This window comes from Asanoa sp. NPDC050611, from assembly GCF_040654855.1.
In the GTDB taxonomy this organism is placed as follows: domain Bacteria; phylum Actinomycetota; class Actinomycetes; order Mycobacteriales; family Micromonosporaceae; genus Asanoa.
Genome location: NZ_JBFAIU010000305.1, coordinates 1 through 9268, shown reverse-complemented (window position 1 = coordinate 9268; position 9268 = coordinate 1). Strand labels below are relative to the sequence as shown.

Genomic DNA, 9268 nt, shown 5'->3' with positions numbered 1-9268 from the left:
GCGCGGCCTGGGCCTGTCGACGTTCGTGCAGGCCGGCATCACGTCGCGCGGGCCGCCGACACAGGCGACGCGGCGGCGGCCGTGCGCCAGCAGGTGCCGGGTGGCCGCGTAGGCGCCGCCGCGGTTGTCGACCAGGACGCCCGGTGCGGCCGCGCCGGGCACCTGCCGGTCCAGGCAGATCCACGGCGTACGCGACCGTTCCAGGTCGCCGAGGAAACCGGCGGGCCCGTGTGCCGGCACGATGAACAGGCCGTCCACCTGGCGGGCGAGGAAGGTCCGTACATACGCCGTCTGCCGCTCGTCGTTCTCCGCGGCGTTGCCGATCAGCAGCGTGTAGCCCTCGGCGAAGGACTCCTCCTCGATCGCCCGGGCCAGCTCGGCGAAGAACGGGTTGGCGTTGTCGGGGATGACCAGGCCGAGCGTCATCGTGCGGCTCATCCGCAGCGAACGGGCGATGCCGTTGGGCCGGTAGCCGAGCTGCTCGACCGCGGCGAGCACTTTCGCCCGCGTCTGTGCGGACACCGGGCGGGGACCCCCGTTGAGCACGTAGCTCACCACCGCGGGCGACGTCCCGGCCAGCCGGGCCACGTCCGTGCGCCGCACCGTCACCCTGGTACCTCCGGTCAACACGAGTTGCGTGAGATGTGCTGGAGATCATGTGCACCGTGCGAACGATCACGCAACACGTGTTGACCGGCCGTTACCGGACCGAGACGAGTGATCGTCCGCGTGCGCAGCGTGGACGTACGCTGGCGGAAACGGGGGAGACGTTCGTGAGCGACCAGCCGCACGGCGAGGTGGTGCTGCGCGTCAACGGCGCGGACCAGGTCCTGGCCGTGGACAACCGGGTCACCCTGCTCGACGCGCTGCGTGAGCACCTGCGCCTGACGGGCACCAAGAAGGGCTGCGACCACGGCCAGTGCGGCGCGTGCACGGTGCTGCTCGACGGCGAGCGTGCCAACAGCTGCCTGCTGTTCGCGGTCGCGGTCGACGGCCGCACGGTGACCACCGTGGAGGGTCTCGCCGACGGTGACGAGCTGCATCCGTTGCAGCGGGCCTTCATCGCCCACGACGCGTTCCAATGTGGCTACTGCACGCCGGGGCAGCTCTGCTCCGCGATCGGCATGCTCGCCGAGGCCGCGGCCCCGCAGGACCTCGACGACGCGGAGATCAGCGAGCGGATGAGCGGCAACCTGTGCCGGTGCGGCGCGTACCTCGGGATCGTCGCCGCCGTGCGCGAGGTGGCGGGCGGATGAGGCCGTTCCGGTACGCGCGGGCCACCGACCCCGGCGCGGCGGCCACCCTCGTCGCCGGCGTCCCCGACGCGGTCTACCTCGGCGGCGGCACCAACCTGGTCGACCTGATGAAGCTCGGGGTGCTCCGCCCCGGCCTGGTGGTCGACGTCAGCGGGCTGCCGTACGACGTGGTCGAGCACGACCCGGACGGTGGCGCGCTGATCGGCGGCGCCGTCCGCAACCACCGGCTCGCCCGGGACGAGGGCGTCGGCCGCCGCTTCCCGGCGCTGACCGAGGCCGTGCTGGCCGGCGCCTCCGGGCAGATCCGCACCCAGGCCACCGTGGCCGGCAACCTGTTGCAGCGCACCCGCTGCCCGTACTTCCAGAACACCAGCACGGCGTGCAACAAGCGCGCGCCGGGCAGCGGCTGCTCCGCGATCCCCGGCGTGCACCGGGACCTCGCGGTCCTCGGGACCTCGGACGCCTGTGTGGCGAGCCACCCGTCGGATCTCGCGGTGGCGCTGGCCGCGTACGACGCCGTCGTCGAGGTGCGCCGGCCCGACGGCGTGCAGCGGCTGGTGCCGATCCACGAGCTGCACCGGCTGCCGGGCGCGACGCCGTGGATCGAGACCGTGCTCGAACCGGGCGACCTGATCACCGGGGTGCGGCTGCCACCGCCGCCCGCCGGTGCGCTCGCCACCTACCGGAAGGTGCGCGACCGCTGGGCGTACGCGTTCGCGGTCGTTTCGGTCGCGGCCGTGCTGCGGATCGAGGCCGGGCGGATCGCACAGGCGCGGGTCGCGCTCGGCGGGGTCGCGCCGCGGCCGTGGCGGCTGTGGCCGACCGAGCGGGCGCTGGTCGGCACCGATCCCACCGACGACGAGGTACGCGCGGCGACCCGGCTGGCGTTCGCGGACGCCCGGCCGCTGCCCGGCAACGCGTTCAAGCTCGACCTCGCCGCCGACCTGGTCGCGGCGGTGCTGCGCGACCTGCGGGCCGCGGCATGACCGCCGGCACCGGCCTGTCCCGGCTGGAGGGGCGCGAGAAGGTCATGGGAGCGGCGCGCTACGCCTACGAGCACCCGGTCGAGGACGCGCTCTACGTGTGGCCGGTCGCGGCGACCGTGGGCAGCGGGACCGTCGTCGAGGTGGACGCGGCCGCCGCCCTGGCCGACCCGGCGGTCGTCACGGTCCTCGACCACACCAACGCGCCCCGGCTGCGGCCGGCCCAGATCGCCGACCAGCTCGTGCTGCAGTCGCCGGCGGTCGCCTGGCGCGGCCAGATCGTGGCCGGCGTGGTCGCCACCACCCCCGAAGCCGCCCGGGAAGGTGCCGAGCAGGTCGTGGTGCGTTACGCGGAACGCCCGCACCACGTCGTGCTCGACCCGGCCGATCCGGCCCTCGAGCTGCCCGGCGAGCTCTTCGGCGGCCAACCGGGCAGCTTCGCCAAGGGCGACGTGGACGCGGGGCTCGCCGCCGCCGACGTGGTGCTGGACCGCGTCTACACGACGCCAGCACAGCACCACAATCCGATGGAGACGGTGGCGACGACGGCGTGGTGGTCCGGCGAGCGGCTCGTCGTCCACGACTCCAACCAGGGCCCCTGGATCGCCGCCGTCGGGTTCGGGCAGCTCTGGGACATCCCACCGGAGCAGGTGGAGGTGGTCACCGAGCACGTCGGCGGCGGCTTCGGCGCCAAGGTGCGGCCGACGCCGGGCGCGGTGCTGGCCACGATGGCGGCGCGGGTCACCGGGCGGCCCTGCAAGTTGATGCTGACCCGGCAGCACATGTTCACGATGTCGCCGGGCCGGTCCGCCACGCGCAGCCGGTTCCGGCTCGGCGCGCGCCGCGACGGCACGCTGACCGCGGTCGACCACGACGCACTCCAGTACAGCTCCCCGATCCACGAGTTCGTCGAGCAGACGGGCCTGGCCACGCGGACCATGTACGCCACCGACAACCTGCGGATCATCCACCGGCTGGCCCGGCTCAACCTGCCGACGCCGCGGGTCATGCGGGCGCCGGGCCACACGCCGGGCATGTTCGCGCTGGAGTCGGCCATGGACGAGCTGGCGTACGCGCTGGATCTCGATCCCCTGGCCCTGCGGCTGGCCAACGAGCCCGCGGTCGACCCGGCCAGCGGCGAGCCGTTCGCCGGCCGGCACCTGGTGGACTGCCTGACCGTCGGCGCGGACCGGTTCGGCTGGGCCGCCCGCGACCCGACGCCGGGTGTGCGCCGGCACGGCCGATGGCTGTTCGGCACGGGGCTCGCCGCGTCGGTGTACCCGGCCTACCAGCGGGTCGCCACCGCGACGGCGCGGGCCGAGCCGGACGGCAGCTTCAGCGTCTCGGTCGGCGCGGTCGACATCGGCACGGGCGCCCGCACGGCGCTGTGGCAGCTCGCCACCGACCTCCTCGGGTCGCCGGTCGAGATCCACATCGGACGGTCCTCCTACGGCAACGCCCCGGTGGCCGGCGGCTCCAGCGGCACGGCGTCGTGGGGCGGTGCCGTCCGCAACGCGTGCACCGCGCTGCGTGAGCGGCTGGCCGGGCACGGCGGGGCCGTCCCGGCCGACGGCCTGGAGGTCACCGCGGAGTCCACACCGCTGCCGCCCGGCCGTTCGCGGCACTCGTTCGGCGCGCACTTCTGCGCGGTCCGGGTCGACGCCGACACCGGCCAGGTGCGGGTCGACCGCCTGCTCGGCGTGTTCGCGCACGGCCGCCCGCTCAACGCCCGCACGGCACACTCGCAGCTGATCGGCGGCATGGTGATGGGCGTCTCGATGGCGCTGCACGAGCAGACAGTGGTCGACCCGCGGCTGGGCATGTTCGTCAACCATGACCTCGCGCAGTACCACGTGGCCACCAACGCCGACATCCACGGCCTGGAGGCGCACTCGCTGGAGCGCCCGGACGACGACATCACCCTGGTGGGCGGCAAGGGCATCGGCGAGCTCGGCATCGTCGGCGCGGCCGCGGCGGTGGCCAACGCGGTCCACCACGCCACCGGTGTACGCGTCCGCGACCTACCGATCACCCTGGAGCGCCTGCGCGGCGGCTAGAGCCAGATGAGCGCGACGCGGACGAACTCCGCCGCGTCCTTGTGCCGCACGGCGGGGAGCAGTTCGGCGACCTCGGCCCGGATCCGCCCGACGCGCTCGTCCGTGGAACCGTCCGGCGGCGCGTCGGGTGCGGCGGTGCTCCGGCGCGCCCGGGCGGCGTCGTGCCAGCGGCCGAAGATGTCCGCGGCCACCCAACCGGCGACGACGGCGCACACCACGACCCACGGTCGTCCCGGGTCCGGAACGGTGGCGAGCACGGCGGCGATGCCACCCGCGAACAGGCCGGTGCTCACGGCGGAGCCGATCACGAACTGCCGGCCCGGCAACGCGTCCCCGTCCAACGCCTTCGCGGCGTCGTCGAGGAGCACGGCCGCGCGGGTCAGGTTCGCGATCGTCGAGTCGTCGCCATGCCCGCCGGACCACGAGCCGCGCTGGAGCTCACCGGTCAGCGTCCGGGCGCGCGTCGCGGCGGCACGCAGCCGCGCCGCCACCTGATAGGGCTTCGGATCGGCCACGGCTCACCCCCTCGGTGCTTCGAGCCAGATGCGGATGGCGTCGGACGCCTGGCACAGCGCGAGGTCCGCCTCGGTGAGCGCGCGCACCTCGAAGGCCTGCGGCGGCAACCGGAGCGCCACGACACCGAGGATCGTCCGTGCCGCGTCGATCGTCGTCCGGACGTCGTCCAGGCGACGGTCCGCGGCCACGAGCACGCCGGGGAGGGCGGGGGGCACGAACGCGCCCGCGTCGTACGCACGCAGGATCCGCGCGGCCCTGCGCCGGCTCGTCCGGTCGTCGGCGAGGTTGGTCAGCCGCACCACCGGCCACATGACGGCGACCAGGCCGGCGATCCCGCCGACCAGCGACCAGGCCGTGGAACCGTCGCTCACCAGCCGCGCCAGCGCGGCGCCGACCCAGCAGCCGGCGGACAGCAGCGCGAGCTGGAAGAGGACGCCGAGCGGCCGCAGGGTGCCGCGCGACATCCGGAAGATGCTGACCCGCCGCAGCATCCCGGCCGTCAACCACGACTGCGCGGCGGCCACCTGGCCACGCGCCTCGCTCATCCGTGGGTGCCCGATTCCGGCGGTGTGCGTGGAAAGCTGCTCGGCCGCGCCGTCGACGAGACGCCGCGCGGCCTCCAGGACGTCGAGGAAGTCGCCCCGGTCCACCGGAACGTGGCCCAACGGCTCGGCCGGGGGCGGGGGAGGCAGGGCGAAGCGGAGCACACCGCCGTCGGTGCGTTCGACGTCGAGCCCGAGCCCACGCAACGCGGCCTCGGCGGCGTCGACCGTGTCGGCGGTCGGCACGACGTACGCGCGTCCGTCGTCGTCCTGGCAACAGCTGCGCGTGCTGGCCACCGTCCACACCGCCGCGACGACGTCGACCAGCCCCTGGTCGACGCACGCCTCCTGGTCGGCGACGCGCAGGTGCACCTGCCGGTGCCTGGTCGCGACCAGGCCGCCGTTGGTCTCCTGGCATCGCCCGCACAGCGGATATGGGCCCAGCTCGACAACCATCGTGCCGCCTCCCCGGTCGGGCAACACCATCATCGCAGCCGGAGCAATGGTAGAAAGGCCCGGTGGAGATCACCGATCCTTTCCTGGACCTCGACGCGTACGTTCGGATTCCCCGGCTCGGTGGGTTGTGGCTCTCGCCCGACGGCCGGCGGCTCGTGGTCGGTGTGGCGACGCCCGATCGCGAGAACTCGCGCTACCGCACGGCCCTGTGGGAGATCGACCCGTCCGGGCAGCGGCCCGCGCGGCAGCTGACCCGCAGCGTCAAGGGTGAGGCCGCGGCCGCCTTCACACCGGCCGGCGACCTGCTGTTCACCTCCGCCCGGCCCGATCCCGATCCCGACGCCGAGCCCGAGGACGAGGCGCGGGCGGCGCTCTGGCTGCAGCCCGCCGCCGGCGGCGACGCGCGCGTCATCGCGAAGCTGCCCGGTGGCGTCCAGGGCGTGGTCGTCAGCGACAGCGGGACCGTCGTTGCCGCTTCGCCGCTGCTGCCCGGGTCCGCCGATCCCGCCGCCGACCGGGACGCCCGGAAGAAGCGCAAGGAGCAGGGCGTCTCGGCGATCCTGCACGAGGAGTACCCGGTCCGGTTCTGGGACCACGACCTCGGTCCCGACCGGCCGCGCCTGCTGGCCGGTGAGCTCGGCGCGGGCGGGCTGGAGTTCCGTGACCTCACCGGTCACGTCGGGCGGGCCAGGCGGAGGCCAGCGAAGACCTGGCGGCGGCGATATGGGCGTCGAGGTCGGCCAACAGAGCCGATCCCTCCGCCGATTTCCCGACCGCGGTCGCGATCATCGTGACGTCGTCCTTCAGGCGGTCCAGGTTCCGCGACGCGTCGCTGCCGATCGTGACCAGGACGGGCACGTACTTCTCGAGCTGCGCCACGATCGGCGCGCCCCGCTCGGCCTCCATCACCACGAGATCCGGCTGGAGCGCCACGACGGCGTCGACGCTCGGCTCACCTCGCGTGCCGACGTCCTTGACCGAGGGGTCCAGCGGTGCCGCGGTGTTCCAGACGGCGTACCCCTTGTTGTCGGCATTGCCCACCGGCGGCACGCCGAGGCTGGTCAGGATCTCCGTCTCGCCCCATTCGAGGCTGACGACCCGGGTCGCCGGCTTCGGCAGGGTGATCTCCTTGCCCCGGCTGTCCTTGACGGTGACCGGCCCGGTCGCCGCGGCCGAGGACGAGGCGGGCGCGGGCGCGCCGGCCTCCTCGGTGGTGCCGCAGGCGCCGACCGCCAGGGCCGCGACCGCGGCGACGGCGAGCAGGGGGAAACGCTTCATACGGATTCTCTTTCGGTACGCGACCGGCTGTGGTGCCGGCCGACGGGTCGGGTGGAGAGGTGGCCCGTCTCGGGGTCCACGAGGACGGAGACGGGGATGCCGTAGGTGTCGGTGAGGGCGGCCTCGGTGAACACGTCGCGCGGCGCGCCGGCTCCGACCACGCGACCGTCCCGGAGCAGGACGACGGAGTCGGCCACGGCGGCCGCCTGGTCGAGGTCGTGCAGCACCACGCCGACCGCGACGCCGTGCTCGTCGGCCAGGTCGCGGGTCAGGTCGAGGATCTCGACCTGGTAGCGCAGGTCGAGGAAGGTGGTCGGCTCGTCGAGGAGCAGCACACCGGTGTCCTGGGCGAGACAGGTGGCCAGCCAGACCCGCTGCCGCTCGCCGCCGGAGAGCTCGTCGACCGCGCGGTCGGCCATGGCGCTCACCCCGGTGACGTCCATCGCCCAGGCGATCGCGCGTGGCCCGTCCGGATCGTCGGCCCGCCAGCGCCCCCGGTAGGGATGCCGCCCGTAGCCGACCACGTCGTGGACGCTGACCCCGGCCGGCACCGGCCGGCTCTGGGCGAGCAGCGTGACCCGGCGGGCGAAGTCGCGCGCCGACAACGCGAGCGCGGACTCGCCCGAGTCGTCGAACAGCACGTCGCCGGCGATCGGCTTGTGCAACCGGGCGAGCGCCCGCAGCAGTGTCGACTTGCCACTGCCGTTCGGCCCGACGAGAGCGGTGACCTGACCAGGACGCAGCGTGATCGACGCGGCGTGCACGACCGGGTCACCGTGGTAGGCGAGGTCGAGCGCGTCACCGCGCAGGCCGGTGCGAAGTTCCCCCTGCAACACGCGGATTAGGTTAGCCTAACTTCTGCAAAGGTCAACCTAAGCTCCGGCATGGACACTCGCTGTGACGACACGGTCCGCGAACGCCAGCCCGCCGGGCACGCTCCGTGTACCGTCATCCGGTGATGACGACGCTCAGCCGGCGATTCGTCACCGCGGCGGTGGTGCTCCTCGCGCTCGTCGTGACCGTCGCCCTCGCCTTCCACCGCTCCGTGCCCAACGTGGCCGGCTTCGGCAGCGTGCTCGACACCGCCGCACCGTTGCTGCTGCTCGCCGTGCCGGTGCTGATCCTCGGCGCCGTGCTGGCCCGCACCAAGGTGGCGGCGGTCGCGGCGCTCGTGCCCCTGCTCGTCTGGGGCCTGATGTTCGGCGGCGCCTGGCTGCCCAAGAACGCCGACCACGCCGCCACCCAGATCAGGCTGGCCAGCCAGAACGTGAACGCCGCCAATCCCGACCCGGCCGCGACCGCGGGCGCCGTGGCGGCCACCGACGCCGACGTGGTCGCCCTCGTCGAGGTGGCCGAGGGCCTGCGCGGGCCGACCGGCGAGACCATGGCGGCGCGATATCCGCACCACGTGCGGGTCTCCACGGTGGAGCTCTGGAGCCGTTACCCGATCCTCGACCACGCGCCGGTCGACACCGCCCTGGGCTGGGAGCGCGCCCTGCGCGCCGTGATCGACACACCGGAGGGCGAGCTCACCGTGTACGCCGTGCACCTGGGCTCCGCCCGCCCCGGCGTGACCGCGACCCGGGACCGCTCCCTGCGGGCCCTGGCCGACGCGGTCGCCGCCGACCCCGCACCGCGGCTGGTCGTGCTGGGCGACCTCAACACGGCGATCACCGACCGGGTGATGGCGCCGCTGCGCGACCTCGTCCGCGACGCCCAGGCCGACGCCGGCCGCGGCCCGGGTGCCACCTGGCCCGCCTCCCTGCCCGTGATCCGCCCGGACCAGATCTTCTACCGCGGCCTCACCGCCACGATGTCCACTGTGGTGCGCACGCCCGCGACCGACCATCGGGCCGTGGTGGCGGGCTTCCATTTCCGCTGACCCACCGTCCACGGTGGAACACGCATCCACTGTGGCCAGTCCGTTTTGTCGCTAGACGCACATCGCGAACGCGAAGTTTCCGGGCCGTCGAGGGCGGGTAGCTTCGGCATCCGTGACGGGAATGAAAGCGCTTTCAAAGTCGAAGGCGGCCACGATCTACGAAGTGGCGCGGCACGCCGGAGTGTCGATCGCCACCGTGTCGCGGGCCCTGCGCGACTCCGATCTCGCCAGCTCGGTCTCGGCCTCCTCGCGGGCCCGGATGGTGTCGATCTCCCGCCGCTGCTTGATCTCCGCGTCG

10 protein-coding genes are annotated in these 9268 nt (G+C 73.9%); 5 read left to right on the top strand and 5 right to left on the bottom strand.

The features are described from left to right. The coding region (locus AB0H87_RS32625; protein ID WP_360154430.1) for a LacI family DNA-binding transcriptional regulator at window positions 1–609 on the bottom strand (609 nt) is incomplete at its 3' end. A gap of 164 nt (window positions 610–773) precedes the next feature. Between AB0H87_RS32625 and AB0H87_RS32620 the strand changes: the two genes are divergently transcribed. The 3 genes from AB0H87_RS32620 to AB0H87_RS32610 are packed head-to-tail and all read left to right on the top strand — an operon-like array spanning window position 774 to window position 4296. Then, the gene (locus tag AB0H87_RS32620; RefSeq protein ID WP_360154427.1) at window positions 774–1256 is read left to right on the top strand and encodes a 2Fe-2S iron-sulfur cluster-binding protein; all 483 of its coding nucleotides are present in this window, start codon (window positions 774–776) and stop codon (window positions 1254–1256) included. Continuing rightward, entirely contained in the window at window positions 1253–2242 is a 990-nt protein-coding gene (locus tag AB0H87_RS32615) for a xanthine dehydrogenase family protein subunit M (RefSeq protein WP_360154424.1), read from the top strand. The genes AB0H87_RS32620 and AB0H87_RS32615 overlap by 4 nt, the downstream gene beginning before the upstream one ends. Beyond that, complete coding sequence (locus tag AB0H87_RS32610; protein ID WP_360154421.1) at window positions 2239–4296, top strand: xanthine dehydrogenase family protein molybdopterin-binding subunit; 2058 nt, start codon at window positions 2239–2241, stop codon at window positions 4294–4296. Before AB0H87_RS32615 ends, AB0H87_RS32610 begins: the two co-directional genes overlap by 4 nt. Here AB0H87_RS32610 and AB0H87_RS32605 read toward each other — a convergent pair. The 4 genes from AB0H87_RS32605 to AB0H87_RS32590 all read right to left on the bottom strand — a co-directional run bounded on the left by AB0H87_RS32605 (window position 4293) and on the right by AB0H87_RS32590 (window position 7924). Continuing rightward, window positions 4293–4811 (bottom strand): hypothetical protein, encoded by a 519-nt coding sequence (locus tag AB0H87_RS32605; protein WP_360154418.1) that lies wholly within the window; start codon window positions 4809–4811, stop codon window positions 4293–4295. The genes AB0H87_RS32610 and AB0H87_RS32605 overlap by 4 nt on opposite strands. Window positions 4812–4814: 3 nt before the next feature. Continuing rightward, the gene (locus AB0H87_RS32600; protein ID WP_360154415.1) at window positions 4815–5810 is read right to left on the bottom strand and encodes a hypothetical protein; all 996 of its coding nucleotides are present in this window, start codon (window positions 5808–5810) and stop codon (window positions 4815–4817) included. 666 nt (window positions 5811–6476) lie between these two features. Next, window positions 6477–7088, bottom strand: a complete 612-nt coding sequence (locus tag AB0H87_RS32595) for an ABC transporter substrate-binding protein (protein WP_360154412.1) — start codon at window positions 7086–7088, stop codon at window positions 6477–6479. Then, complete coding sequence (locus tag AB0H87_RS32590; RefSeq protein ID WP_360154409.1) at window positions 7085–7924, bottom strand: ABC transporter ATP-binding protein; 840 nt, start codon at window positions 7922–7924, stop codon at window positions 7085–7087. The genes AB0H87_RS32595 and AB0H87_RS32590 overlap by 4 nt, the downstream gene beginning before the upstream one ends. A gap of 122 nt (window positions 7925–8046) precedes the next feature. Here AB0H87_RS32590 and AB0H87_RS32585 point away from each other — a divergent pair, with 122 nt between their 5' ends. Together AB0H87_RS32585 and AB0H87_RS32580 are read left to right on the top strand one after the other, a co-directional pair. Further along, window positions 8047–8970, top strand: coding sequence for an endonuclease/exonuclease/phosphatase family protein (locus AB0H87_RS32585; protein ID WP_360154436.1), 924 nt, complete (start codon window positions 8047–8049; stop codon window positions 8968–8970). Window positions 8971–9091: 121 nt separating this feature from the next. Continuing rightward, window positions 9092–9268 (top strand): LacI family DNA-binding transcriptional regulator (locus tag AB0H87_RS32580; RefSeq protein WP_360154433.1); only part of this gene is annotated, 177 nt, incomplete at its 3' end.

Excerpts from the sequence above, each read along its gene's own strand:
- AB0H87_RS32600 (WP_360154415.1), bottom strand. The coding sequence starts at position 5,810 with ATGGTTGTCGAGCTGGGCCCATATCCGCTGTGCGGGCGATGCCAGGAG.
- AB0H87_RS32585 (WP_360154436.1), top strand. The coding sequence starts at position 8,047 with ATGACGACGCTCAGCCGGCGATTCGTCACCGCGGCGGTGGTGCTCCTC.
- AB0H87_RS32610 (WP_360154421.1), top strand. The coding sequence starts at position 2,239 with ATGACCGCCGGCACCGGCCTGTCCCGGCTGGAGGGGCGCGAGAAGGTC.
- AB0H87_RS32615 (WP_360154424.1), top strand. The coding sequence starts at position 1,253 with ATGAGGCCGTTCCGGTACGCGCGGGCCACCGACCCCGGCGCGGCGGCC.
- AB0H87_RS32595 (WP_360154412.1), bottom strand. The coding sequence starts at position 7,088 with ATGAAGCGTTTCCCCCTGCTCGCCGTCGCCGCGGTCGCGGCCCTGGCG.